The 26491-nt window shown below is 60.5% G+C and carries 17 protein-coding genes, 1 other RNA gene and 1 pseudogene; 13 read left to right on the top strand and 6 right to left on the bottom strand.

The annotated features are described in order from the left end of the window. Positions 1-96: 96 nt before the first annotated feature. Positions 97-441 (top strand): YggL family protein, encoded by a 345-nt coding sequence (locus tag EL257_RS08940; RefSeq protein WP_007916365.1) that lies wholly within the window; start codon positions 97-99, stop codon positions 439-441. A 240-nt stretch (positions 442-681) separates the two neighbouring features. Here the strand turns inward: EL257_RS08940 and EL257_RS08945 are convergent, their stop codons facing one another. Then, positions 682-1872, bottom strand: a complete 1191-nt coding sequence (locus tag EL257_RS08945; protein ID WP_126361768.1) for a benzoate/H(+) symporter BenE family transporter — start codon at positions 1870-1872, stop codon at positions 682-684. Positions 1873-2200: 328 nt separating this feature from the next. Between EL257_RS08945 and EL257_RS08955 the strand changes: the two genes are divergently transcribed. Continuing rightward, positions 2201-2965, top strand: a complete 765-nt coding sequence (locus EL257_RS08955) for a GntR family transcriptional regulator (RefSeq protein ID WP_126361770.1) — start codon at positions 2201-2203, stop codon at positions 2963-2965. A 152-nt stretch (positions 2966-3117) separates the two neighbouring features. Here the strand turns inward: EL257_RS08955 and guaD are convergent, their stop codons facing one another. From guaD to xdhA, 4 genes are all read right to left on the bottom strand, one after another. Next, complete coding sequence (gene guaD / locus EL257_RS08960; protein WP_126361772.1) at positions 3118-4422, bottom strand: guanine deaminase; 1305 nt, start codon at positions 4420-4422, stop codon at positions 3118-3120. A gap of 13 nt (positions 4423-4435) precedes the next feature. After that, complete coding sequence (xdhC, locus tag EL257_RS08965) at positions 4436-5293, bottom strand: xanthine dehydrogenase accessory protein XdhC (RefSeq protein ID WP_126361774.1); 858 nt, start codon at positions 5291-5293, stop codon at positions 4436-4438. A gap of 144 nt (positions 5294-5437) precedes the next feature. Then, on the bottom strand, positions 5438-7837 hold the full coding sequence (xdhB, locus tag EL257_RS08970) for a xanthine dehydrogenase molybdopterin binding subunit (RefSeq protein ID WP_126361776.1): 2400 nt from the start codon (positions 7835-7837) through the stop codon (positions 5438-5440). Then, on the bottom strand, positions 7830-9284 hold the full coding sequence (xdhA, locus tag EL257_RS08975; protein WP_126361778.1) for a xanthine dehydrogenase small subunit: 1455 nt from the start codon (positions 9282-9284) through the stop codon (positions 7830-7832). Before xdhA ends, xdhB begins: the two co-directional genes overlap by 8 nt. Positions 9285-9552: 268 nt before the next feature. Here xdhA and EL257_RS08980 point away from each other — a divergent pair, with 268 nt between their 5' ends. The 8 genes from EL257_RS08980 to EL257_RS09015 all read left to right on the top strand — a co-directional run bounded on the left by EL257_RS08980 (position 9553) and on the right by EL257_RS09015 (position 21561). Beyond that, the gene (locus EL257_RS08980) at positions 9553-10212 is read left to right on the top strand and encodes a GntR family transcriptional regulator (protein WP_126361780.1); all 660 of its coding nucleotides are present in this window, start codon (positions 9553-9555) and stop codon (positions 10210-10212) included. 2 nt (positions 10213-10214) lie between these two features. Continuing rightward, on the top strand, positions 10215-13703 hold the full coding sequence (gene smc, locus EL257_RS08985; RefSeq protein ID WP_126361782.1) for a chromosome segregation protein SMC: 3489 nt from the start codon (positions 10215-10217) through the stop codon (positions 13701-13703). 225 nt (positions 13704-13928) lie between these two features. Beyond that, positions 13929-14792 (top strand): cell division protein ZipA, encoded by an 864-nt coding sequence (zipA, locus tag EL257_RS08990; RefSeq protein ID WP_126361784.1) that lies wholly within the window; start codon positions 13929-13931, stop codon positions 14790-14792. A 162-nt stretch (positions 14793-14954) separates the two neighbouring features. Then, entirely contained in the window at positions 14955-17312 is a 2358-nt protein-coding gene (gene ligA / locus EL257_RS08995) for an NAD-dependent DNA ligase LigA (RefSeq protein WP_126361786.1), read from the top strand. A gap of 168 nt (positions 17313-17480) precedes the next feature. Further along, the gene (locus EL257_RS09000) at positions 17481-18644 is read left to right on the top strand and encodes a zinc-binding metallopeptidase family protein (RefSeq protein WP_126361788.1); all 1164 of its coding nucleotides are present in this window, start codon (positions 17481-17483) and stop codon (positions 18642-18644) included. A 145-nt stretch (positions 18645-18789) separates the two neighbouring features. Continuing rightward, an RNA gene (gene ffs / locus EL257_RS09005) (signal recognition particle sRNA small type) lies at positions 18790-18886 on the top strand. Positions 18887-19033: 147 nt separating this feature from the next. Next, positions 19034-19564, top strand: a complete 531-nt coding sequence (locus tag EL257_RS09010) for a hypothetical protein (protein ID WP_232013069.1) — start codon at positions 19034-19036, stop codon at positions 19562-19564. Between the two features lie 35 nt (positions 19565-19599). After that, the gene (locus EL257_RS09015) at positions 19600-21561 is read left to right on the top strand and encodes a hypothetical protein (protein ID WP_126361790.1); all 1962 of its coding nucleotides are present in this window, start codon (positions 19600-19602) and stop codon (positions 21559-21561) included. Between the two features lie 105 nt (positions 21562-21666). On the opposite strand, the pseudogene EL257_RS09020 reads toward EL257_RS09015, so the two are convergent. Further along, positions 21667-22415, bottom strand: a pseudogene (locus EL257_RS09020) (substrate-binding periplasmic protein). A gap of 144 nt (positions 22416-22559) precedes the next feature. Here EL257_RS09020 and dnaX point away from each other — a divergent pair. From dnaX to EL257_RS09035, 3 genes are all read left to right on the top strand, one after another. Next, entirely contained in the window at positions 22560-24638 is a 2079-nt protein-coding gene (gene dnaX, locus EL257_RS09025) for a DNA polymerase III subunit gamma/tau (RefSeq protein ID WP_126361792.1), read from the top strand. Between the two features lie 67 nt (positions 24639-24705). Next, positions 24706-25044, top strand: coding sequence for a YbaB/EbfC family nucleoid-associated protein (locus EL257_RS09030; protein ID WP_003223337.1), 339 nt, complete (start codon positions 24706-24708; stop codon positions 25042-25044). Between the two features lie 387 nt (positions 25045-25431). After that, positions 25432-26466, top strand: coding sequence for an NADP-dependent oxidoreductase (locus tag EL257_RS09035; protein ID WP_126361794.1), 1035 nt, complete (start codon positions 25432-25434; stop codon positions 26464-26466). Positions 26467-26491: the final 25 nt, after the last annotated feature.

Consider the following 26491-nt stretch of genomic DNA (forward strand, 5'->3'; position numbering starts at 1 on the left):
TTTTACAGGCGGTCGGCTTCTGTGTCCAGAGAGTCGGGCAATCGATTGCCGAAACTGGTAAAGTGCCCGCCGTATTTACTTAAGAGGATTGTTCCAATGGCGACTAACCGTTCCCAGCGTCTGCGCAAAAAACTGTGCGTTGATGAATTTCAAGAGCTGGGTTTCGAGCTGAACCTGGACTTCAAAGAAGACCTGTCCGAAGAAGCCATTGACGCTTTCCTCGAAGCTTTCATCAAAGAAGCCATGGAAGCCAATGGCCTGGGTTATGTTGGCGGCGACGACTTCGGTCTGGTTTGCCTGCAGAAGCGTGGCTCGGTCAACGAAGAGCAACGCGCTGCCGTTGAAGCCTGGCTGAAAACCCGCTCCGAGCTGACCAAGTACGAAGTCAGCCCGCTGCTGGACGTGTGGTATCCGGAAAAGCCGATCAACGCGGCAAAGTGATACTGAAAAAAACGGCGACCTGAAGATCGCCGTTTTTTTTCGTCTGGGGTTTGGGTGTTCGGCTTGGATTCAGTGGTGGATTCACCCCTCACCCCAGCCCTCTCCCCAAGGAGAGGGAGCCGATGTGAGAGCTGTTCAACCTGAGTTCAACTCGGTATCTCGCGTCGGCGTATATCTTCCGAGCACCTTGGTCAGTCCCCTCTCCCTTTGGGAGAGGGTTAGGGTGAGGGGCTTTTGATCTTAAGCTCTGCGCCAATTCAAAATCACCAATGTCAAAACCCCCGCAACAATCCCCCAAAACGCCGAACCGATGGAAAACAGCGTCAGCCCCGACGCGGTGACCATGAACGTAATCAACGCCGCCTCGCGCTCCTTCACTTCGGTCATGGCAATGCTCAAGCCATTGATGATCGAACCAAACAGCGCCAACGCGGCAATCGACAGCACCAGCTCCTTTGGCAGCGCCGCAAACAATGCCGCCAATGTGGCACCGAACACCCCGGCAATTCCATAGAACACTCCACACCAGACCGCAGCGGTATAGCGCTTGTTGCGATCTTCGTGGGCATGTGGCCCGGTGCAGATCGCCGCGCTGATGGCCGCGAGGTTGATGCCGTGGGAGCCGAACGGCGCCAGCAACAGCGAGGCGATGCCGGTGGTGGTGATCAGCGGTGAGGCCGGGACGTTGTAGCCGTCGGCGCGCAGCACCGCGATGCCGGGCATGTTCTGCGAAGTCATCGCGACGACAAACAGCGGGATGCCGATGCTGATGGTCGCGGCCAGCGAGAAGTGCGGCGTGGTCCATACCGGCGTCGCCACTTCGAGATGAAAACCGCTGAAATCCAGCAGGCCCATGAAGCCCGACAGCGCGGTGCCAATCAGCAGCGCCGCGAGCACCGCATAGCGCGGCGACAGACGCTTGACCAGCAGATAAGTGAAGAACATGCCCAGCACGAGACCTGTGCGGTGCTGCGCGGCGACGAAGATTTCGCTGCCGATCTTGAACAGAATCCCCGCCAGCAATGCCGCCGCCAGCGATGCCGGGATCTTTTTCACCAGTCGTTCGAAGCTGCCGGTCATCCCGCAAATCGTCACCAATACGGCGCAAGTCACAAAGGCGCCGATGGCCTCGCCGTAACTGACGCCGCCCAGGCTGGTGATCAGCAACGCCGCACCGGGCGTCGACCAGGCAATGGTGATGGGCGTGCGATAGCGCAGCGACAGGCCGATCGAACAGACGGCCATGCCGATGGAAATCGCCCAGATCCACGAAGAAATCTGCCCGCTGCTCAACCCCGCCGCTTGCCCGGCCTGGAACATCAGCACCAGCGAACTGGTGTAGCCGGTCATCATCGCGATGAAACCGGCGACGATGGCCGACGGCGACGTGTCGGCCAGCGGGCGCAGTTGATTGTGCGTGGCGTCGTTCATGACAACGGTGTTCCTTCTACAGATGATATTCCCTTGTAGGAGCTGCCGAAGGCTGCGATCTCTTGATCTTGCTTCTTAAAATCAAAGTCAAAAGATCGCAGCCTTCGGCAGCTCCTACATGAGGCGGGCGGCGGATTCTGCGATCAAGCCTAAACTCAAAAGAGATCTACCGTTGCAATACAGCCGAAGTCGCAAACAGCCGTACAGTCGTGTTGCCACCATTCATTGTGTACAATCGCGCTGTTTTTTACGCGATACTTGCCAGCGACCTACTGTGCCGTATTACAGTCACGGTCTATTCGCCGCAGTTCTCCCGACTCGAGTGCCCATGAACGAACAGTTGCAACCCCTCAAGAAACAACCGCGAGCAGGCAAAGCCGGCCGCAGCGGAACCCAGGACGATATTGTCTACGCGCATATCTTCGAGGCCATCCTCGAACAGCGTCTGGCGCCCGGCACCAAGTTGAGCGAAGAAGCGCTGGGGGAAATCTTCGGGGTCAGCCGCACCATCATTCGCCGCGCGCTGTCGCGTCTGGCCCATGAAGGTGTGGTGCTGTTGCGGCCGAACCGTGGCGCCGTCGTCGCCAGCCCGAGTGTTGAAGAGGCGCGGCAGGTGTTCATGGCCCGTCGTCTGGTCGAACGCGCGATCACCGAACTGGCGGTGCAACATGCCACCGCCGAGCAGATCGCCGAATTGCGTCAGATGGTCAATGACGAGCGTGACAGCTTCTCTCGCGGCGATCGCGGTGCCGGCATTCGTTTGTCGGGTGAATTCCACCTGAAATTGGCCGAAGCGGCAAAAAACGCGCCGCTGGTCAGTTTCCAGCGCAGCCTGGTTTCGCAGACGTCGCTGATCATTGCCCAGTATGAAAGCGGCAACCGCTCGCATTGTTCCTACGATGAGCACACGCAGCTGATCGATGCGATCGAAAAGCGCGACGGCGAGCTGGCGGTAAACCTGATGATGCATCACATGGATCACATCGACAGCAAGCTCAACCTCGACGAGGAAGGCGCATCGGACGATCTGCATGCGGTGTTCTCGCATTTGTTGCAGACCAAGAAACCGGGGCGCTCGAGCGCCAAGCTCTAAAAAATCGCAGCCTCGTTCCACTCGACAGCTCCTACAGGAATTGCGGTCCATGTAGGAGCTGCCGAAGGCTGCGATCTTTTGATCTATTCGACCGGCAACAAAAATCCCCCGGGGTAAACACCACCGGGGGATTTTTTATGCTCTGAAAAAACTCAGCGCTGATGCACCAGCGCCCCCGCCGCGTAAGTCTGCTGCACCGTGCGGTCATCGCCCAGGGTCATCAACACAAACAACGTCTCGGCAATGTTGTTCGACTGCTTCAAGCGGTAGCTCAGCAGTGGCGTGGCGTTGTAGTCCAGCACCAGGAAATCGGCGTCTGAACCCGGTTGCAGGTTGCCGATCCTGTCTTCCAGGCGCAGCGCCCGCGCGCCGCCCAACGTCGCCAGATACAGCGACTTGAATGGGCTCAAACGCGCGCCCTGCAGTTGCATCACTTTGTACGCTTCGTTCAGCGTTTGCAGCAGCGAGAAACTGGTGCCGCCGCCGACGTCCGTGCCCAAACCGACATTGAGTTTGTGCTTCTCGGCCATCGGCAGGTTGAACAAGCCGCTGCCAAGGAACAGGTTCGAGGTCGGGCAGAAAGAGATCGCCGAGCCGGTTTCCGCCAGACGCGCGCATTCGTCGTCGCACAAGTGCACGCCGTGCGCGAACACCGAGCGTTCGCCGAGCAACTGATAATGATCGTAAACGTCGAGATAGCCTTTGCGCTCCGGGAACAGCTCTTTGACCCACTCGATTTCCTTGAGGTTTTCGCTGATGTGGGTCTGCATGTACAGATCCGGATACTCGGTCAACAGTTGCCCGGCGAGGGTCAGTTGTTCCGGAGTGCTGGTCGGTGCGAAACGCGGAGTGACGGCGTAATGCAGGCGGCCCTTGCCGTGCCAGCGCTCGATCAGCGTCTTGCTTTCGACGTAGCTGGATTCAGCGGTGTCGGTCAGATAGTCCGGGGCGTTGCGGTCCATCATCACCTTGCCGGCGATCATGCGCAGGTCGAGCTTTTCGGCGGCTTCGAAGAACGAGTTCACCGACTGCGGGTGCACGCTGCCGAACACCAGCGCGGTGGTGGTGCCGTTGCGCAGCAATTCCTTGATGAAAATGTCCGCCACTTCATCGGCGTGGGCCTTGTCGCCAAACTGGCTTTCGCACGGGAAGGTGTAGGTGTTCAGCCAGTCGAGCAACTGCTCGCCGTATGAGCCGACCATGCCGGTTTGCGGCAGGTGAATGTGCGTGTCGATAAAGCCCGGGGTGATCAGGGCGTCCTGGTAGTGCTCGATTTCGATGTCCGCTGGCAGCGTCGGCAGCAAATCACTGGCGTGGCCGAGGGCGCTGATCTTGCCGCCATCGACCACCAGCAGGCCGTCCTCGAAATATTCGTAGGAGGCTTCGATCCCGACTTCGGCGGGGTCGGCGATGCTGTGCAGGATGGCGGCGCGGTAGGCTTTGCGAGTCAGAGGCATGAGGGTTCTCTAATCAGTTTGAGGCTTTGAGTTTGGCGGCCTGACTGCGCCGGGAAAGCGGCAACAGTTTGGCAATCGGTTCGGCGCTGGCGGTCTGCTGGCCGAAATTGGCGTTGTAAGTAGCGATGATTTCGCCAGCGATGGAGATGGCGATTTCCACAGGCAGTTTGCCTTTGACTTCGCCGATGCCCATCGGGCAGCGCATGCGTTGGACGACGCTGCTGTCGAAGCCGCGATCACGCAGCCGGTGTTCGAACTTGGCCCGTTTGGTGTTCGAGCCGATCAGGCCGAAGTAGGCGAAGTCGTTGCGCTTGAGAATCGCGGCAGTGAGTTCAAGATCTAGTTGATGGTTGTGGGTCATGACGATGCAGTAGCTGCCGGCGGGCAGATCATCGATTTCATCCACAGGCTCTTCGGTGACGATTTTACGCACCCCGTGGGGGATCTGTTCGGGGAACTCGGCGTCGCGCGAATCGATCCAGCGCACCCGGCACGGCAGGCCGGCAAGCAGGGGCACCAGTGCGCGACCGACATGGCCTGCACCGAACACGGCGATTTGCGCCTGCACCTGGCCCATGGGTTCGAACAGCAATACCGTGGCGCCGCCGCAGCACTGGCCAAGGCTGGCGCCGAGGCTGAAGCGCTCCAGATGGGTGTCCTGCTTGCCGCTGGCGAGCATCTCGCGGGCGATCTGCATGGCCTTGAATTCCAGATGCCCGCCACCGATGGTGTCGAACATCCGGTCAGCGCTGACGACCATCTTCGAGCCGGCATTGCGTGGCGTCGAGCCGAGTTCTTCGATGATCGTCACCAGCACACAGGGTTCACCCTGATTCTGCAGGTCGGCGAGGGCGTCGATCCAGTTGTACATAGTTCACCCCTACAACATCGTTGTCTGTTCGGGCCTCATCGCTGGCAAGCCAGCTCCCACAGGATTTGTGTTGAATCCAGATTCTGTGAGCATCACAAAACCCTGTGGGAGCTAGCCCTGCTAGCGAATGGCCGCGCCTCGGTCCTAGAGCGGAGCCAACTCGGTTTCAGCCGCAACCGTTTTCACAGTCTTGAGCTGACGCATCTGCTCACAGCCCCACAACACCCGCTCCGGTGTCGCTGGCGCATCGATCTGCGGCTGATGGCGATAATCACCGAGGCTCGCCACCGCATCCTTGATCGCACACCACGCGGCAATCCCGAGCATGAACGGCGGTTCACCGACAGCCTTGGAGTGGAACACCGTGTCTTCCGGGTTCTTGCGGTTTTCCACCAGTTTCACCCGCAGATCCAGCGGCATGTCCGCCACTGCCGGGATCTTGTAGCTGGCCGGGCCGTTGGTCATCAGTTTGCCTTTGTTGTTCCAGACCAGCTCTTCCATGGTCAGCCAGCCCATGCCCTGGACGAAACCGCCTTCAACCTGACCAATGTCGATCGACGGGTTCAACGAGGCGCCGACGTCGTGCAGGATGTCGGTACGCAGCATTTTGTATTCGCCGGTCAGGGTGTCGACGATCACTTCGCAGCAGGCTGCGCCGAAGGCGAAGTAGTAGAACGGCCGGCCCCGCGCCTGGCTGCGGTCGTAGTAGATTTTCGGAGTCTTGTAGAACCCGGTGCTCGACAGCGAGACCTGGTTGAAATACGCCTGCTGGATCAGCGCTTCAAAGGTCAGGATCTGCTCGCGTACACGCACGTGGCCATTGCGGAACTCGACGTCTTCTTCACTGACCTTGTAGTGCCGCGCTGCGAATTCGACCAGACGCTGCTTGATGGTTTGCGCGGCGTTCTGCGCGGCTTTGCCGTTCAGGTCGGCGCCGCTGGAGGCAGCGGTCGGCGAAGTGTTCGGCACCTTGTCGGTGTTGGTCGCAGTGATCTGCACTCGGTCGATTTCGACCTGGAACACTTCCGCCACGACCTGCGCGACTTTGGTGTTCAGGCCCTGACCCATTTCCGTGCCGCCGTGGTTCAGGTGGATGCTGCCGTCGGTATAGATGTGGATCAGCGCACCGGCCTGATTGAGGAAGCTGGCGGTGAAGGAGATGCCGAATTTGACCGGGGTCAGCGCGAGGCCTTTTTTCAGGATCGGGCTGTTGGCGTTGTAGCGGCGGATCGCTTCGCGGCGCTCGGCGTACTGGCTGCTTTCTTCCAGTTCGGCGGTCATTTCTTCGAGCATGTTGTGCTCGACGGTCTGGTAGTAATGGGTGACATTGCGCTCGGTCTTGCCGTAATAATTGGCTTTGCGCACGGCGAGTGGATCAAGGTTGAGGTGACGGGCAATCGCGTCCATCACTTCTTCGATCGCGACCATGCCCTGTGGGCCACCGAAACCGCGATAAGCAGTGTTCGACGCGGTGTTGGTCTTGCAGCGATGACCATGAATGGTTGCATCGCCCAGATAATACGAGTTGTCCGAGTGGAACATCGCCCGGTCGACGATCGACGCGGACAGGTCCGGCGAGCAGCCGCAGTTGCCAGCCAGGTCCATGTTTATCCCGTGCAGGCGCCCGGTGCTGTCGAAGCCGACGTCGTACTCGACGTAGAACGGATGCCGCTTGCCGGTCATCAGCATGTCTTCGACGCGCGGCAGGCGCATCTTGGTCGGCTGGCCAGTGAGGTGCGCAACTACCGCGCACAGGCATGCCGGGCTCGCGGCCTGGGTTTCCTTGCCACCGAAACCCCCGCCCATGCGGCGCATGTCGACGACGATCTTGTTCATCGACACGTCGAGCACTTCGGCGACCAGTTTCTGCACTTCGGTCGGGTTCTGCGTCGAGCAGTAGACGATCATGCCGCCATCTTCGGTGGGCATCACCGAGGAGATTTGCGTCTCCAGATAGAAGTGTTCCTGACCGCCGATGTGCAGCGTGCCCTGAATGCGGTGTTCGGCCGTTGCCAGCGCCGAAACCGAGTCGCCGCGCTGGTGGGTGTGGCTGTCGAGCACGAAGTGGCGTTTGCGCAGCGCTTCGACGACGTCCAGCACCGGCTCAAGGTCTTCGTATTCAATAATCGCCGCCATCGCTGCTTTGCGTGCGGTTTCCAGATCTTTCGCAGCGACCGCCAGCACCGGTTGGCCAACGAACTGCACATCATCGATGGCCAACAGCGGATCGCCCGGCATCAAAGGGCCGATGTCTTTCAGGCCCGGCACGTCCTCGTGAGTGATGACGATGCGCACGCCTTCGAAGGCGTAGCACGGCTGGGTGTCGATGCTGAGGATTTTCGCGTGGGCGCGATCCGACAGGCGTGCATACAAGTGCAACTGGTTGGGGAATTCCAGGCGATCATCGATGTACTGCGCTTCACCGGACACATGCTTGGCGGCGCTGTCGTGCTTGACGCTGCGGCCGACACCGGTGGTCAGGTCTTTGGCGAACAGTTCAGCCAATTCAGCCTGAGTTTTCTCTACGCCGTGATGGTTAGACATAAGCGGTCACCCGAGTCTCGATGTGCGGTGTTTGCAGTTCGATGAAGTATTTGCGCAGCAGGTTCTGCGCGCTGAGCAGGCGATATTCCTTGCTGGCGCGGAAGTCCGAGAGCGGCGTGAAATCTTCGGCCAGTGCGGCGCAGGCGCGTTCTATTACCGCGTTGTTGAACGGTTGACCGATCAGCACGGCTTCACAATTCGCCGCACGTTTCGGAATCGCCGCCATGCCGCCGAAGGCCACGCGTGCGTCACTGATCACGCCGTTTTCCATGCGCAGGTTGAACGCGGCGCAGACGGCGGAGATATCGTCGTCCAGCCGCTTCGACACTTTATAAGCGCGGAACAGGTGCTCGGCGCTCGCGCGTGGGACGATGATCTTTTCGATGAACTCGCTTTCCTGCCGCGCGGTGACGCGGTAGTCGATGAAGTAATCTTCCAGGTTCAGCGTGCGACGGGTTTCGCCTTTGCACAGCACGATCTGCGCGCCGAGGGCGATCAGCAGCGGTGGCGAATCGCCGATTGGCGAGGCGTTGCCGATGTTGCCGCCGAGGGTGCCCTGGTTGCGGATTTGCAGGGATGCGAAGCGGTGCAGCAATTCGCCGAAATCCGGGTACTCGGCATTCAACGCTTCGTAGCAGTCGGAGAGGGCGGTGGCGGCGCCGATTTCGATGCGGTCCTCGAAACTTTCGATGCGCTTCATTTCGGCGACGTTGCCAACGTAGATCATCACCGGCAGGGTGCGGTGGAACTGAGTGACTTCCAGTGCCAGATCGGTGCCGCCGGCGAGCAGCCGCGCTTGTGGATAGGCGTCGTAGAGGTCGGCCAGATCGGCCACGGTCAGCGGCACCAGGCAGCGCTTGTCGCCGCTGTTGAGTTCACCGATATCGGTCGGCGCGATGGCTTTGAGACGGGCAATGGTTTCTGCTTCGCGGGCATCGAACTGATCCGCCTGTTTGCCGCAGCAGGATTGTTCGGCAGCGGCGAGAATCGGCCGATAGCCGGTGCAGCGGCATAAGTTGCCGGCCAGCGCTTCGTGGGCCTTGGCCTGATCCGGCGCGTCACTGTTCTTTTGCAGAGCGAACAGCGACATGACGAAACCGGGGGTGCAAAAACCGCACTGCGAGCCGTGGCACTCGACCATGGCTTTCTGCACGCTGTGCAGTTCGCCTTTGTGCTTGAGGTCTTCGACGCTGATCAGTTGTTTGCCGTGCAATGACGACACGAAGGTCAGGCATGAATTGAGGCTGCGATAGCGAATGTGTTCGCGGCCAGCGTCATCCGTCTGCAACTCGCCGACCACCACGGTGCAGGCGCCGCAGTCGCCACTGGCGCAACCTTCTTTGGTGCCGGACTTGCCTACGTGTTCACGCAGATAATTGAGCACAGTCAGATTCGGGTCCAGGGCGTGCTCGCTACGGAGTTCCTGGTTAAGTAAAAACTGGATCACGGAAGGCCTCGCAGACTCATTATTGTTGTTAACCGACGTGAACCGAATTTAGCAGGTCTGACTTTTCGGTCAATGGTTTTCTGACTTAAAGGTCAGGAAAATCCGCTTCGTCGATCAACAGCGTGTCTATTCAGTATTGACCTTCATCGGTCACTGCGCTTTTTTGCGGGATTCGTGCCAAAAACCGCTGAGTGGGCACTCCGCCATGACCGTGCATTTGCGCTACACTGCGCCGCTTGTGCAGATCGATAGAGTTTGAAGGACAACCATGACGTTCAAGGCGCCGGACAGCCTCGCCGAGCAAATTGCTCACCACCTCGCCGAACGCATCATTCGTGGCGAAATGAAGCCGGGAGAGCGCATCCAGGAACAGAAGGTCACGCTGGCGCTGAACGTCAGTCGCGGTTCGGTCCGCGAAGCCTTGCTGATTCTCGAGCGCCGTCACCTGATCGCGATCCTGCCGCGTCGTGGCGCCCACGTTACCGAGCTGACGCCGCACAAGGTGCAGAGCCTCTGCACGCTGATGAGCGAGCTGTATATCCTGCTCGGCAACTCGGTGGCCAACGGCTGGCAAGTGCAGTCGGACATGGCGCCTTTCGTGCAGATCCAGCAGCGCCTGACCTCCAGTTACGAGCGCGGCGATATCCGTAGCTTCGTCGATGACAGCTTCGCGGTAATGCGCGCCGCTTATCCGTTCGCCAACAACCCGTATCTGCAAGAAACTGTCGAGAACCTGCAACCGGCCATGAGCCGCGCGTACTTTCTGGCTCTCGAACAGCGCAAGGCGGAAATGAGCGAGTTCCTCGACCTGTTCGAACGCCTGTTGGCCGCCGTGCTCGCCCGTGACTTGCCGCAGATCCGCATTGTGCTCACGGCGTACGCCCAGCGCAGCTGCGATCTGGTGGTGTCTGCCCTGACGGTCGCCTAAACGTGCGGCTCAAGTGCATCAAACTGGCGGGATTCAAATCCTTCGTCGATCCGACCACGGTGAACTTCCCCAGTAACATGGCGGCGGTCGTCGGGCCGAACGGTTGCGGCAAGTCAAACATCATCGACGCCGTGCGCTGGGTGATGGGCGAAAGTTCGGCGAAAAACCTGCGCGGCGAGTCGATGACCGACGTCATCTTCAACGGCTCGACCAGCCGCAAACCGGTAAGTCAGGCGAGTATCGAGCTGGTCTTCGACAACTCCGATGGCACGCTGCTCGGCGAATACGCGGCCTACGCGGAAATTTCGATTCGCCGCAAAGTCACCCGCGACAGCCAGACTACTTATTACCTCAACGGCACCAAGTGCCGGCGGCGCGACATCACCGATATCTTTCTCGGCACCGGCCTCGGCCCGCGCAGCTACTCGATCATCGAGCAGGGGATGATCTCCAAGCTGATCGAATCCAAGCCGGAAGACTTGCGTAACTTCATCGAAGAAGCCGCCGGCATCTCCAAATATAAAGAGCGCCGACGCGAGACCGAAAACCGCATCCGCCGCACCCACGAAAACCTCGCGCGCCTGACCGACCTGCGCGATGAGCTGGAGCGTCAACTCGAGCGTCTGCATCGCCAGGCCGAGGCCGCCAAGAAGTATCAGGAACTCAAGGCCGAGGAGCGTCAGCTCAAGGCGCAACTGTCGGCCCTGCGCTGGCAGGACCTCAACGAGCAGGTCGGCCAGCGCGAGTCGATCATCGGCAATCAGGAAATCAGCTTCGAGGCGTTGGTCGCCGAACAGCGTAACGCTGACGCGGCCATCGAACGCTTGCGTGACGGTCATCACGACCTGTCCGAGCGCTTCAATCTGGTGCAGGGGCGCTTCTATTCGGTCGGCGGCGACATCGCCCGGGTCGAGCAGAGCATCCAGCACGGCCAGCAACGTCTGCGCCAGTTGCAGGACGATCTGAAAGAAGCCGAGCGCGCGCGCCTGGAAACCGAGTCGCATCTGGGCCACGACCGCACGCTGCTGCTGACCCTCGGCGAAGAGCTGGACATGCTCACCCCCGAGCAGGAAATCACCAGCGCCGCTGCCGAAGAAGCCGCTGCGGCCCTCGAAGAAGCCGAAACCACCATGCACGGCTGGCAGGAGCAGTGGGACACCTTCAACCTGACGGCTGCCGAACCGCGCCGTCAGGCCGAAGTGCAACAGTCGCGCATCCAGCAACTGGAAAGCAGCATGGAGCGTCTGGCCGATCGGCAGAAGCGCCTCGCTGAAGAGCGCGCGTTGCTCTCTGCCGACCCGGAAGACGCGGCGATCATGGCGCTCAACGAGCAGCTCGCCGAGTCTGAAGCGACCCTCGAAGATTTGCAGACCAGCGAAGAAGCGCAGGTCGAAAAACTTGAACAACTGCGGCAAGAGTTGCAGCAAGCGTTGACCGCGCAGCAACAGGCGCAGGGCGATCTGCAGCGTCTCAACGGTCGCCTGGCGTCGCTGGAGGCCTTGCAGCAGGCGGCGCTCGATCCGGGCACCGGCACCGCTGAATGGTTGAAGCAACACAATCTTGCCGAGCGTCCGCGTCTGGCCGAAGGCTTGAAGGTCGAGGCCGGTTGGGAACTGGCGGTGGAAACCGTGCTCGGCGCCGATCTGCAAGCGGTGCTGGTCGACGATTTCAGCGGCTTTGATCTGTCCGGTTTCACCCAAGGCGATCTGCGCCTGCTCAGCCCGGCCAGCGATGGCGTGCGGGTGGCGGGCAGTCTGCTGGATAAAGTCGAGGCGCAGATTGATCTGTCGCCATGGCTTGGCCAGGTCAAACCGGTGGACAGCCTTGAGCAGGCGTTGGCGTTGCGCAGTCAATTGAGCAACGGCCAAAGCCTGATCAGCCGCGACGGCTATTGGGTTGGCCGACACTTTTTGCGCGTGCGCCGTGCCAGCGAAGCGGAAAGCGGCATGCTTGCCCGCGGACAGGAAATCGAAGACCTGCAGCTTGAGCGCGAGGAGCGCGAAGCCACGGTCGAGGCCATGGAAACCCGCCTGCAAACCCTGCGCGCGCAACAGCGACAGCAGGAAAACGGTCGCGAACATCTGCGCCGTTTGCTGCAGGATGAAGCGCGTCAGCAAGGCGAATTGAAAGCGCAGTTGTCCGCCGGCAAAGCGAAGGCTGAACAGCTGACCTTGCGGCGTACCCGTCTCGACGAAGAACTGATCGAGCTCGGTGAGCAGCGCGAACTCGAGCACGAGCAGGTCGGCGAAGCGCGCATGCAGTTGCAGGAAGCGCTGGATGCCATGGCGCTGGACACCGAGCAGCGCGAGTTGCTGTTGGCCCAGCGCGACAGCCTGCGCGAGCGCCTCGACCGCGTGCGTCAGGAAGCGCGGCAGCACAAGGATCACGCGCACCAATTGGCCGTACGCCTTGGCTCGTTGCGTGCGCAGCACGATTCCACGCGTCAGGCTCTCGAACGTCTGGAAATGCAGGCCGAGCGCCTGACGGAAAAGCGCGAACAGTTGAGTCTGAATCTGGAGGAGGGCGAGGCACCGCTGGAAGAGCTGCGCCTGAAACTCGAAGAGCTGCTCGACAAGCGCATGACCGTCGATGAAGAACTGAAGACCGCGCAGATCGCTCTGGAAGATGCTGATCGCGAACTGCGCGACGCAGAAAAGCGCCGGACCCAGGCCGAGCAGCAATCGCAGTTGATTCGCGGCCAACTCGAACAGCAGCGCATGGAATGGCAGGCGCTGACGGTGCGGCGCAAGGCGTTGCAGGATCAATTGCTCGAAGACGGCTACGATCTCAACGGTGTGCTTGCGACACTGACTGCACAAGCCAGTGAACGCGAAGCCGAAGAAGAACTCGAACGCATCAACGCGCGGATTCAGCGCCTGGGTGCGATCAACCTCGCGGCCATCGACGAATACACGCAACAATCGGAGCGTAAACGTTATCTGGATGCGCAGGACGCCGATCTGGTCGAAGCGCTGGAGACGCTGGAAAACGTTATTCGCAAGATCGACAAGGAGACGCGTAACCGCTTCAAGGATACCTTCGATCAGATCAATGGCGGTTTACAGGCGCTTTTTCCAAAAGTTTTCGGTGGTGGACGGGCGTATTTGGAACTGACGGGCGAAGATCTACTCGATACAGGGGTGACGATCATGGCGCAGCCGCCAGGGAAGAAGAACAGCACTATCCATTTGCTCTCCGGCGGGGAAAAAGCCCTGACCGCGCTGGCACTGGTTTTTGCCATCTTCAAGTTGAACCCGGCGCCGTTCTGCATGCTCGATGAGGTTGACGCGCCACTGGATGACGCTAACGTTGGACGCTACGCACGCTTGGTCAAAGAGATGTCGCAGACCGTGCAGTTCATCTATATCACCCACAACAAGATCGCCATGGAAATGGCCGAGCAATTGATGGGCGTGACGATGCATGAACCGGGTTGTTCGCGGCTGGTGGCCGTGGATGTCGAGGAGGCGATGGCGATGGTGGACGCCTAGCGGCGCAGCTTCGAGTTGCAAGCCACAAGCTGCAAATAGACGGCTTGGGGCTGGAGGCTTAAAGCTTGTAGCTGCGAAGCCGTTGATCGTGCTAGTTTAATGTCAATTTTTCGTATACGTGGGCAAAACGCCTGTCAGAACATAGAGTTGGCGCCACGTTTTAAAGCGGTTTGCACAATGTAAACCCCTTATTTTTCAGCATTTTTTATAGAGGCACGGGATTAAATGGAAATCGGTCTGCGCGAGTGGCTGATCGTCATCGGCATCATTGTGATAGCCGGTATTCTTTTCGATGGCTGGCGCCGCATGCGCGGCGGCAAGGGAAAACTGAAATTCCGTCTCGACCGAAGTCTGTCCAATCTGCCGGACGAGGACACCAGCGCTGAGCTGTTGGGCCCGGCCCGCGTGCTGGACACACACAAAGAGCCGCAACTGGACGAACATGATCTGCCGTCGGTGAGCATGCCGGCCCGCGAAGCACGCGAGGCTCGCGAATCCGGCTCGAAGCGTGGCAAGCGTGGCAGCAACGGTCCGGCGCAGGGCGACCTGAACCTCGATCTGGATCTGGACGGCGGGCCGAGCTTCAGCAGCCGTGACGGTGATTTCGTCGAAGACAGCAAACCTGCGGCTGCTGCAGTCGAGAAGGATCAACCGCAAGCCGAAGAAGTTCTGGTGATCAGCGTGATCTGCCGTGACGCCGCTGGCTTCAAAGGCCCGGCACTGTTGCAGAACATTCTGGAAAGCGGCCTGCGATTCGGCGAGATGGATATTTTCCACCGCCACGAAAGCATGGCCGGCAACGGCGAAGTGCTGTTCTCCATGGCCAACGCAGTCAAGCCGGGTATTTTCGATCTGGACGATATCGACCATTTCAGCACCCCGGCGGTGAGCTTCTTCCTCGGCCTGCCAGGCCCGCGTCATCCGAAGCAAGCCTTCGACGTGATGGTCGCCGCAGCCCGCAAGCTGTCGCAGGAACTCAACGGCGAGCTGAAAGACGACCAGCGCAGCGTGCTGACCGCGCAAACGATCGAACACTACCGCCAGCGCATCGTCGAGTTCGAACGCCGTGCGCTGACCCAGAAGCGTTAAGGGCAAGATCAAAAGATCGCAGCCTTCGGCAGCTCCTACAGAAGACCGCGATCCTGTAAGAGCTGACGAGTGCAACGAGGCCGCGATCTTTTGGCCCCGCCGCCGATGATGAAATAAAACTGGAGCAGCCTCGGCTGCTCTTTTGCTTTATGAGAGAACAACATGACCGCCGCCAAAACCCGCATTCTAGAGCTGCGCGCCGAGCTGGATCAGCACAACTATCGCTACCACGTTCTCGACGAGCCGAGCATTCCGGACGCCGAGTACGATCGGTTGTTCCACGAGCTCAAGGCACTGGAAGCGGCCAACCCGGAGCTGATCACCAGCGACTCACCGACCCAGCGTGTCGGCAGCATGGCGCTGACCGCGTTCACTCAGGTGCGTCACGAAATCCCGATGCTCAGCCTCGGCAACGCCTTCGAAGAATCCGACATGCGCGAGTTCGATCGCCGGGTCAACGAAGGTCTCGATCTCCCGGCTGGCGATCTGTTCGGTGGCGGCGCGGCGGTGGAATACAGTTGCGAGCCGAAGCTTGACGGCCTGGCGGTCAGCCTGCTGTATCAGGACGGCATGCTGGTGCGCGGCGCCACCCGTGGCGATGGCACCACTGGCGAAGACATCAGCGTCAACGTGCGCACCGTGCGCAACATTCCCCTGAAGCTGCACGGCGAAGGCTGGCCGGCGACGCTGGAGGTGCGCGGCGAGGTGTTCATGTCCAAGGCCGGTTTCGAGCGCCTCAATGCTTCGCAACTGGAAATCGGCGGCAAGACGTTCGCCAACCCGCGCAATGCGGCAGCGGGCAGCCTGCGTCAGCTCGATTCGAAGATCACCGCCAATCGCCCGCTGGAATTCTGCTGCTATGGCATTGGTCAGGTGTCCCACGATATTTCCGACACCCACATCGGCAACCTCAAGCAATTGCAAAAGTGGGGCATGCCGATCAGCCATGAACTGAAGCTGGCCAAGGGCGTCGACGAATGTCTTGAGTACTACCGCGATATCGGCGCACGGCGTAACGCGCTGGCCTACGAGATCGACGGCGTGGTGTTCAAGGTCAACAGCATTGCCGATCAGCGCGAACTGGGCTTCCGCGCCCGCGAGCCGCGCTGGGCGATCGCGCACAAATTCCCGGCGATGGAAGAACTCACCGAACTGCTCGACGTGGAATTCCAGGTCGGTCGCACCGGCGCCGTCACGCCGGTCGCACGCCTGAAACCGGTGAAAGTCGCCGGCGTCACCGTGGCCAACGCCACGCTGCACAACATGGACGAAGTCGCGCGTCTGGGCTTGATGATCGGTGACACCGTGATCATCCGCCGTGCCGGTGATGTGATCCCGCAAGTGGTGCAGGTAGTCACTGAGCGTCGTCCCGATAACGCGCGCCCGGTCGCCATTCCCGAGAGTTGCCCGGTGTGCGGCTCCCACGTCGAGCGCACGCAACTGGTCAAACGCAGCAAGGGCAAGGAAACCATCAGCGAAGGCGCGGTGTATCGCTGCGTCGGCCGCCTGGCCTGTGGTGCGCAACTGAAGCAGGCGATCATTCACTTTGTTTCGCGCCGAGCGATGGACATCGAAGGTCTCGGCGACAAGAGCGTCGAGCAACTGGTCGACGAAGGTCTGGTCGGTTCGCCGGCCGATCTGTATGCGCTGAAGTTCGACGACATTGTCGCTCTGGAAGGCTTCGCCGAGGTATCGAGCAACAAGCTGCTGAAAGCCATCGAAGACAGCAAGCAACCGGGCCTGGCGCGGTTCATTTACGCGCTAGGCATTCCCGATGTCGGTGAAGAGACGGCCAAAGTGCTTGCGCGCTCGCTGGGTTCGCTGGAGCGGGTGCAGCAGGCGCTGCCGCAAGTGCTGACCTACCTGCCGGACGTTGGCCTGGAAGTGGCGCACGAGATTCACAGTTTCTTCGCCGATGCGCATAACCAGCAGGTGATCACTGAGTTGCTGGGCCACGGCTTGCAGATTCAGGATCAGGGCGAACTGGGCGCCGAGTTTGCCGCCAGCACCACGCTCGGCGGTTTTCTCGACAAACTGCACATTCCTTCGGTGGGCCCTGGCGGTGCGCAGAAGCTCGCCGACCGGTTCGGCTCGCTCGACGCGGTGATGAACGCCGACTGGCTGGACATGCGGCAGGCGTTGCCGGAGAAACAGGCAAATTCGGTTCGCGAATTTTTTGCCGTGCCCGAACACCGGCAGTTGGCTGAAGCCTCGGAGAAGCAATTGCGTGACTTCGGCATGCATTGGCAGAGCGAGAAGAAGGTTGTCGAGGGACTGCCATTGTCCGGCGAAACCTGGGTGCTGACCGGCAAGGTCGAACTGATGAGCCGGGATGTCGCGAAAGATCACCTCGAAAGTCTGGGTGCGAAAGTCGCGGGGTCGGTGTCGGCGAAAACCCATTGCGTGGTTGCCGGGCCGGGCGCTGGTTCGAAACTGACCAAGGCCAATGAGCTGGGGGTGAAAGTGATGGACGAAGAAGCATTTATCGCCTTCCTCAAAACCCATGGCGTTACTGTTTAGAAGCGAAAGATCGCAGCCTTCGGCAGCTCCTACCGATTGACAGGGTGAAACACCGACCGTGTAGGAGCTGCCGCAGGCTGCGATCTTTTGATCTGCCCCTGGAAGCCTGCGGGAACGATGTTGTCTTCAGGATGATCTAGTCTTGGCCAGTCCCAGGGAGAGATCGCCATGCACCGCTTTTTCGAGCAGCTCAGTTCCCGCATCATCGCGCCGTTCGTGGGCGGATCCTCGCGCAACAGCAAAATCTGGCCGTGCCGCTGCGGCCAGTCACTGTTTTTTCGCAACAGTCAGTGTCTGGCCTGTAGTGCGTTGCTCGGCTATCAAGCCGAAGCCAGTCGCCTGACTTCGCTGCAACCCGGGCCGGAGGAGGGCACCTGGACGCTCGACGCTGCCCCCGAGGCCGGGCTGTTCCGCCGTTGCGCCAATCTCGACACGCCCGCGGCGTGCAACTGGTTGCTGCCGGCCAACGACCACCAAACGTTATGCATCGCGTGCAGCCTCAATCGCACCATCCCCGATCTGTCCGTCCCGGAAAACCCCGAACGCTGGCGCAAAGTCGAAATTGCCAAGCGCCGACTGGTGGCGCAACTGATCACCCTCGGCCTGCCGGTCATCGCGAAAACCGTCGATGAACAAGCCGGGCTGGCCTTCGACTTCATCGGTGTCGACCTCGAAGGCAATGCGCCAATGACCGGCCATGCCAACGGCCTGATCACCCTCGACATCAAAGAGGCCGACGACGCCCACCGCGAGCAGGTGCGGGCACAGATGCACGAACCCTATCGCACCTTGCTCGGGCACTTTCGGCATGAAGTCGGCCATTACTACTGGGATCGACTGATTGCCAATGGCCCGTGGCTTGACTCGTTCCGCGACCTGTTCGGTGACGAACGCGCCAGTTACGCTGAAGCGCTCGATCGCCATTATCAGCAAGGCGCGCCACTGGATTGGCCGCAGCGCTACGTCAGCGCCTACGCAACCATGCACCCGTGGGAAGACTGGGCGGAAACCTGGGCGCACTACCTGCACATGATGGATGCTGTCGACACCGCGCTGGGTTTCGGCATGAGTGCGCGGGAAATGGATTTTGATTACCAGCCGTTTCCGAGCAGCACGCTGTACGATCCCGAACACCCTGGCGGCGAAGCGTTCCTGTCGTTCGTCAACGCATGGATCGAGCTGGCGGGCATGCTCAACGAACTGTCACGCAGTATGGGCCAGCCGGACTTCTATCCGTTCGTGCTGCCGGCACCGGCGATTGCCAAGCTGCATTTCATCCATCTGGTGATCCAGCATGCGGGCGGCCGCGCAGACGAAGTCCTGACGCTGTAGGGCCGCCCCGAGCGGCGATCTTTTACCGTCATCGCATGTCCTTGAACCTGTTGATGTTTTTTATCTGCAACCAACGGTTGTAACTTCGTCTCAGACAGGTACAATGGCGCGGCTCGCCGACAGGCAAGCGTCGTTATGGTGACCCCATCGGTCCCCCCGCAACGATTACCCGTGAACCTGGTCAGAGCCGGAAGGCAGCAGCCACAGCGGGAACATTGTGTGCCGGGGTGTGGCTGGTGGGGGCACCACCTTAACGAACCACCGACGGCTGTAAACAGAACTGCATGGGTTTTGCCCACTGCGGTTTTTTTATGCCTGCGATTTGGCGATCGGTCGCTACCGTTGAACAGTGGCATACTCCGCTGCCTGGCATCATGAGGTAACTGGAAGTGGGCGAAGTTGACGATCTGACGCGAGAAAAGCTGCGGGACTGGCAGTTGCGTCGTCTGCAGATCAAGGATCAGATGCAGGATCATCCCGAGCGGACGCTGGAGCTGTCGCGGGTGCTCGATCTTATGGACGATGAGCATGCGGGGATTCTGGCAGCGGCGACCATCAAGACCGCAGATGCGCGCGAGCCAGCGGCCGTGCAGGAGCCGCTCGGCCCTCGCTTTGATCTGCAATTGCAGGCGACCGCGCAAAGTCCTGAAGACCTGCGCAAGCTCCTCGAACTCGCGCTCTATGAAGTGCAGGCGCAGATCGATCGATCCGCACTGATGGCGGATGAAAATCGCAGCTATCCCGGCAGCATGGCCGGAACCTTGGGTGACTACCATTTCGAACTGCGGGTCAACGATGAGCGCGCGGCCAATCCCGTTCTGAATGAGGTTGCGCATCTGGCGGGCAGGTTCTCGTCGCCATCCGTTTCCGAGCCTGCGGCCTGTGATCCTGCAACGCAGCAAAAGTATGACCAGGATTGATCTGGTGATGTGTCCCTGCCCAGGCGCGAGGTTGTATGCAGCCGGAACATTTTGATTTATCCACACCCGTGTATTTGCCTGTGACCCATGAGGTCTGCACGGCGCTGTTGCAGCCTGAGGGCGAACAGACGCTCGTCAGCCTGACCGATCCGGAGCTGGCGTCGATTCTCGTCATTCAGAACCTGGCCCAGGCCGGCGAAAAAGACCTGACGCCCAATACGGCAGAAAAAATTCTCGCCAGACTGATTGGCTGGGCTGTCGATGCCCGAACGGCGGGATCCGCTGGATTGCTTTCAGAGGCCCAGCGGTTGTTCGATCCGCGCAAGTTGTATTTCGGGCTCAACGCAACCAAAGGTCTCAACCTGCGTTTTTTGCTGGCCGACGAAGTTACTGCGCAGGATTACCTGTTACCCAGTGGTCAATGGGATGTGGAATACAAAATCCGCCACAAGCAGCACAACAATCCGTTCGTCCAGCAAGTGGTCACACCGCGACACCGCGAGCGCTGGTTGAGCGATGCGCAAGACAAGTTGCTCAGAACCTTTCGTGCCAATCTCGACGAAGACCTGCACGTGCAAGGCTACGCCGGCATCGGCAAGAGCCATCTGCTCGGGGCGCTGGTCGAATGCCTGCGCGCCGACAAGACACTGATTCTGGCGCGTACGCCGGCGAAACTGGAAACCCTGCGCAAATACCTCAAGCAAACGCAGGACAAAGACCTCGCTCAGACATTCCGCCACTTCGCCCAAACCCAGTTATATGGGCCACGACGTCCAATGGCCCGGGCTGCGGCCCGGATCCCGAGCCGGCAGGTGCTTGCGCAAACGCTGAATATCTTCGGGTTCCGCCGCCACGATGGACAGGGCGCGCTGGAGGTCTGTCTGCGGGTGCTCGAGGTTTACTGTGGCTCCCGCGATCACAGCTTGTCGGCCCGGCATCTGCCGTTTTTCCAGCAGCCGCTGTCGGCTACGGAAACCCAGGTCCTGCTCGAGTACTCGAGTCGCTTGTGGGTTTACATTGAGACGAATCCCGCATGGGCCGGCCAGACTGGCTTTGAAACGCTGCTGTTGATCAAGCGCGCCAGTCTGTCGGGCTGTCGAGTGCCGGCGCGCTATACCCACGTGATCATCGACGAGAGTCAGGATGTGCCGGCGTCGCTGTTGCAGATGATCGAACGGGGTCGCCAGGTATTGATTACGCTTGGCGATGAGTATCAGCAGGCGAGCGGCTTGCCGGTCAAGCGCAAGCGCGAGGTTCGCCAGAGCGACATCTGCTATTCCGTGCGCTCGGGGCGCAATGTCGAGCGGCTGGTCAATCCGCTGATCTCGCGGCATTCGCAAAAAAGCAAAGTGCCCTTCGAGGGCGCCCGTCACGCGGACGTCGATATCGAGCACTATCCGCAAGGTTTCGTGCCGCCCGAGGGCTGCGTGGTGCTGACGGCGTCGCCGTGGGACACGATGATGTGGGCCATGCACTTGCACGATGCCAACTGCGCGTTCAGTTTTCCAGACAAGGAAACACAGGCCGGTCTCAAGCATTTCATGCTCACCGCCATCGAGCTGTTCAGACCGCAATTCTATGATGCCGAGGCCAGTGAAAAGGGCCGCCACGGCTATTTCAGCGATCTGCTCGATTGGCAGCAGGTGCGTGAAGCCAATCAGTTCGATGAGGCCTTTCTGGCGGTCGAAGCCGAACTGGAAAAAGGCTTCAAGGTCGCCGACCTGACCCGCTTGCACGGCAGAATCGGCGAGCCGGGCAAGGCCTGCATGTTGATGATGGCCGAGCAGGCGGGCGGCATGGAGTTCAACCGCGTGCTGCTGACGAGCGCTTTGCTCAGCAATGAAAAGTTCAAGGATGCCTACGCGTTCGACCGGCGCATTTGCGCTGTGTACATCGCGATTTCCCGCGCCCGCCAGCAGCTTTATCTGCCTTACGATGTGGTCGAGTGGATCGAATTTCACGATTACCAGAAGTTTCGCGAGTCGCACGGCTATTAAGCGAAAAACCTGTGGGAGCGAGCCTGCTCGCGAAAGCGTCCTGATGTTCAACAACCATGTCGCCTGACACGGCGTTTTCGCGAGCAGGCTCGCTCCCACAAGGGGTTATGGGGATTTGTCGGAAGTGCCGGTGTAGAGCCGGATGACCTCATCGATTTCCCCCGACATTTTCATCCGCAGCAAGGTGCGCAAAATCCGCTGCACCGGCACCTTCGGGTCGTTCCTCACATAGCAGCCGATATGTTGTTCCTGCAGCACCGCGACTCCCTGCAGTTGCTGCTCCGGTTGCAGGCGCTGGTTGATCCAGTCCAGCGTCCATTGATTACTCACCGCATAGCGATAGCGGCCGGCCAGCAATTTCTCCAGCACCTGTTCCTGATTGCGCGCGTCTTCGCGTAGCAGCTGGTCGGCGTCGAACAGGGGTTGCAGGGTGGGGTAGTTGTAACCAAGAACGGTGCCGATGGCCTGGCGCGGGAGTCGGCCGGGGCTGACCTGTGCCCCATGTTCCTTGCGGCTGACCAGCAGGTCGCGCTGGAACCATAGCGGCACGCTCCAGATGTAATCACCCGATTGATTCGGCAACCACGACTGCGCGGCGTAGCAACGGACGTCGATCTCACCGTGTTCCATGGCGCTCTGAACCCGAGCGCGCGGCAGCACGACGAATTGCGCCGGCACGCCGACCTGAGTGGCCAGGCTGAGCAGGATGTCGTGAAGGATGCCCTGGGTCGGTCTGCCCCGTTCAAATTGACCATCGGCATCGCCCAGCTGTCGGGCACGGCGAAGCGCAACAGCGGTTGCGCTGCCGTCGCAGTGAGGCTGATTCCCAGCAATGCCCCCAGGGCCCACCGCATAAATGCTCCGGTCATTCCCGTCCCGAGCCGATAAAAGCCTCTGCTGATGCAGCTTAGCCACATTAGACGAGGACACCGGATGCAATTTTGCCCTTGCTCCGCTAGCATTAGCCGCTTCAGCTTCCTTCGTTGCGACGGTTTTCGATGAGTTATCAGGTTCTTGCACGTAAATGGCGTCCGCGCTCGTTCCGCGAAATGGTCGGCCAGACCCATGTGCTCAAGGCTCTGATCAATGCCTTGGACAGCCAGCGGCTGCACCATGCGTACCTGTTCACCGGGACGCGCGGGGTGGGTAAAACCACGATTGCGCGGATCATTGCCAAATGCCTGAACTGTGAGACAGGTATCACCTCCAGCCCCTGCGGCGAATGTTCGGTATGTCGCGAGATCGATGAAGGGCGTTTTGTCGACCTGATCGAAATCGACGCCGCGAGCCGCACCAAGGTCGAAGACACTCGCGAGCTGCTCGACAACGTGCAGTACGCGCCGAGCCGTGGGCGCTTCAAGGTCTACCTGATCGACGAAGTGCACATGCTTTCCAGCCATTCGTTCAATGCGCTGCTGAAAACCCTTGAAGAACCGCCGCCGTACGTCAAATTCATCCTGGCGACGACGGATCCGCAGAAACTTCCGGCAACGATTTTGTCGCGCTGCCTGCAATTCTCTCTGAAGAACATGACGCCGGAGCGCGTGGTCGAGCATTTGACCCACGTTCTGACGGCCGAAAACGTACCGTTCGAAGACGACGCGCTGTGGCTGCTCGGTCGCGCCGCTGATGGCTCGATGCGCGACGCCATGAGCCTGACCGACCAGGCCATCGCCTTTGGTGAAGGCAAGGTTCTGGCCACCGATGTGCGGGCGATGCTCGGTACGCTGGATCACGGCCAGGTCTATGACGTACTGCACTCGCTGATCGAAGGCGATGCCAAGGCGCTGCTCGAGGCGGTGCGTCATCTGGCCGAGCAGGGGCCGGACTGGAACGGCGTGCTCTCGGAAATTCTCAACGTTCTGCACCGCGTCGCCATCGCCCAGGCCTTGCCCGAAGGCGTCGACAACGGGCATGGCGACCGCGATCGCGTGTTGGCCCTGGCCCAGGCTTTGCCGGCCGAAGACGTGCAGTTCTATTACCAGATGGGACTGATCGGTCGCCGCGATTTACCGCTGGCACCGGACCCGCGCCGCGGCTTCGAGATGGTCTTGCTGCGAATGCTGGCGTTCCGACCGGCGGATACGGCCGATGCGCCGAGGCAACCGCTAAAGCCAGTGGGGATCAGCCAGGCCACAGTTGATTCCGCAAACTCCGTGGCTGCCGCGCCCAAGCCTGCGCCGGTGGTCGCTGCGGCTGAGCCTGCATCTGTAGCGCCGATTCCCGAGGCTGCAGCGGTGGCGCCGGTGGTTGAACCGCAACCGCAACCAGAGCCCGAGCCAGTTGCCGTCGAAGCCGTGGTCGATCTGCCGTGGAACGATCCAGTCGAAGCCGAGCCCGAGTCCGAGCCTGAACCGGCACAGCAGCCTGCCGTCGAGCCGGTACTGGAAACTGCCGGCGAGCAGCCCGAGTTGCCGCCGATGCCGCTGCCGACTCCGGACAGCGTCGTCCCGGATGCGCCAGAGTGGGCCGCTGCGCCGATTCCCGAGCCGTCCGTCGCCGACGTCGATGCCGCAACACCGGGCATGGACATGGACGACGAACCGCCGCTGGACGAGGACTACATCGAGCCGGACATGGATTCGGCCTACAGCTACCTCGACGAACTGGCCAGCGAACACGCCGCCGATCCCGAGCCGGAACCCGAGCCGGAACCAGCCGCTGCGCCGGCGACCGGTCTGGCCTTGCAATGGCTGGAGCTGTTTCCGAAACTGCCGATTTCCGGCATGACCGGCAGCATCGCCGCCAACTGCACGTTGATCGCTGTCGATGGCGACCATTGGTTGATGCACCTCGATCCTGCGCACAGCGCGCTGTTCAACGCCACGCAGCAGCGTCGTCTCAACGATGCGTTGAACCAGTTCCACGGGCGCACACTCACGCTGACCATCGAGCTGATCAAGCCCGAGCAGGAAACCCCGGCGCAGGCCGCGTCCCGCCGGCGTGCCAACCGTCAGCGCGAAGCGGAGGAATCGATCCACGGTGATCCGTTCATCCAGCAGATGGTTCAGCAGTTCGGCGCGGTGGTGCGAAGCGATACTATTGAACCTGTCGACGCCTTGGTCACTCAAGGCTAATAACTGAAGGTGCCCGGCCTCGATGGCCGGGCGCTGTTTTGATCCAAGTACGTTTGAGGTGATTCCCATGATGAAAGGTGGCATGGCCGGCCTGATGAAGCAGGCGCAGCAGATGCAGGAAAAAATGGCCAAGATGCAGGAAGAACTGGCCAACGCCGAAGTCACCGGTAAGGCCGGCGGCGATATGGTCACCGTGGTGATGACCGGTCGTCACGACGTGAAAAGCGTCAGCATCGACCCAAGCCTGGTTGAAGGCCTGAGCGAAGACGATAAAGAAATGCTGGAAGCCGTGGTCGCCGCCGCCGTCAACGACGCCGTGCGCAAGATCGAAGCCAACAGCCAGGAAAAAATGGGCAGCATGACTGCCGGCATGAACCTGCCAGCGGGTATGAAACTGCCATTCTGATTCGCCAATCGGCGGCAGATGAGCTACACAAAATGCCAGGCATCTCGCCTGGCATTTTTGTTTCCGCCCGATAGCCACAGCACCCTGTAGGAGCTGTCGAGTGCAACGAGGCTGCGATCTGTTGATCCTGCTCTTAAACAAAGATCAAAAGATCGCAGCGTGCCGCAGCTCCTACACGGGAACACAGTTCACACCCAATCCCTGTAGGAGCTGTCGAGTGAAACGAGGCTGCGATCTTTTGATCCTGCTCTTAAGCAAAGATCAAAAGATCGCAGCGTGCCGCAGCTCCTACATGAAGGACGTGCGGTGTGAAACATCGAACCCGGCACCGTTGCCGACGGTCTGCTCCCTATACCGCCGAATTCCCCATTCACAGGAGACGCTGACATGTCCGACCCTCTTACCCTCAACCAACGCTTCGTTCTTGCTTCACGCCCGACCGGCGCGCCGACTCCGGAGAACTTCCGCCTCGAGCGCGAGGCGCTGCCGGATCTGCAGGACGGCCAGGTGCTGCTGAAAACGCTTTATCTGTCGCTCGACCCCTATATGCGCGGGCGCATGAGCGACGCACCGTCCTACGCCGCCCCGGTGCAGATCGGCGAAGTCATGACCGGTGGCGCGGTCAGCCGTGTCGAGGATTCGCGTCACCCGAAATTTCACAAAGGCGATCTGGTGGTCGGCGCCACCGGTTGGCAGAGCCACAGCATCAGCGACGGCCGCAACATCATGCCGATCCCCGCCGGACTGCCGAGCCCGTCGATGGCCCTCGGGGTGCTGGGCATGCCAGGCATGACCGCATACATGGGCCTGATGGACATCGGTCAGCCGAAAGAAGGCGAGACGCTGGTTGTCGCGGCGGCGTCCGGTGCCGTCGGCTCGGTGGTCGGACAAGTGGCGAAGATCAAAGGCCTGCGCGCGGTCGGCGTGGCCGGTGGTGCCGAGAAGTGCAAATACGTGGTCGAGGAATTGGGTTTCGATGCTTGCGTCGACCACAAGGCCGATGACTTCGCCGAGCAACTGGCCAAGGCCTGCCCCGACGGCATCGACATTTATTATGAGAACGTCGGCGGCCATGTCTTCGACGCGGTCGTGCCGTTGCTCAATCCCAAGGCGCGCATCCCGTTGTGCGGCCTGATCGCCGGTTACAATGCCTCTGAAGCGCCAACCGGCCCCGATCGCCTGCCCATGCTGCAGCGCACCTTGCTGACCAAGCGCGCGCGGATTCAGGGCTTTATCGTGTTCGATGACTACGGTGATCGTCAGCCGGAATTCATCAGCGCCATGGTGCCGTGGGTGCGCGACGGCAAGGTGAAATTCCGTGAGGACGTGGTCGAAGGCCTGGAACAGGCGCCCGAGGCGTTTATCGGCCTGCTGGAAGGGCGCAACTTCGGCAAACTGGTGGTGCGGGTCGCCCAAGACTGAGTATTTGACGCTGGCCAGAGGCGCG

It is taken from the genome of Pseudomonas fluorescens (assembly GCF_900636825.1).
In the GTDB taxonomy this organism is placed as follows: domain Bacteria; phylum Pseudomonadota; class Gammaproteobacteria; order Pseudomonadales; family Pseudomonadaceae; genus Aquipseudomonas; species Aquipseudomonas fluorescens_BG.

Excerpts from the sequence above, each read along its gene's own strand:
- EL257_RS08940 (WP_007916365.1), top strand. The coding sequence starts at position 97 with ATGGCGACTAACCGTTCCCAGCGTCTGCGCAAAAAACTGTGCGTTGAT.
- EL257_RS08945 (WP_126361768.1), bottom strand. The coding sequence starts at position 1,872 with ATGAACGACGCCACGCACAATCAACTGCGCCCGCTGGCCGACACGTCG.
- EL257_RS08955 (WP_126361770.1), top strand. The coding sequence starts at position 2,201 with ATGAACGAACAGTTGCAACCCCTCAAGAAACAACCGCGAGCAGGCAAA.
- guaD (WP_126361772.1), bottom strand. The coding sequence starts at position 4,422 with ATGCCTCTGACTCGCAAAGCCTACCGCGCCGCCATCCTGCACAGCATC.
- xdhC (WP_126361774.1), bottom strand. The coding sequence starts at position 5,293 with ATGTACAACTGGATCGACGCCCTCGCCGACCTGCAGAATCAGGGTGAA.
- xdhB (WP_126361776.1), bottom strand. The coding sequence starts at position 7,837 with ATGTCTAACCATCACGGCGTAGAGAAAACTCAGGCTGAATTGGCTGAA.
- EL257_RS08980 (WP_126361780.1), top strand. The coding sequence starts at position 9,553 with ATGACGTTCAAGGCGCCGGACAGCCTCGCCGAGCAAATTGCTCACCAC.
- zipA (WP_126361784.1), top strand. The coding sequence starts at position 13,929 with ATGGAAATCGGTCTGCGCGAGTGGCTGATCGTCATCGGCATCATTGTG.
- ligA (WP_126361786.1), top strand. The coding sequence starts at position 14,955 with ATGACCGCCGCCAAAACCCGCATTCTAGAGCTGCGCGCCGAGCTGGAT.
- EL257_RS09000 (WP_126361788.1), top strand. The coding sequence starts at position 17,481 with ATGCACCGCTTTTTCGAGCAGCTCAGTTCCCGCATCATCGCGCCGTTC.
- EL257_RS09015 (WP_126361790.1), top strand. The coding sequence starts at position 19,600 with ATGCAGCCGGAACATTTTGATTTATCCACACCCGTGTATTTGCCTGTG.
- dnaX (WP_126361792.1), top strand. The coding sequence starts at position 22,560 with ATGAGTTATCAGGTTCTTGCACGTAAATGGCGTCCGCGCTCGTTCCGC.
- EL257_RS09030 (WP_003223337.1), top strand. The coding sequence starts at position 24,706 with ATGATGAAAGGTGGCATGGCCGGCCTGATGAAGCAGGCGCAGCAGATG.
- EL257_RS09035 (WP_126361794.1), top strand. The coding sequence starts at position 25,432 with ATGTCCGACCCTCTTACCCTCAACCAACGCTTCGTTCTTGCTTCACGC.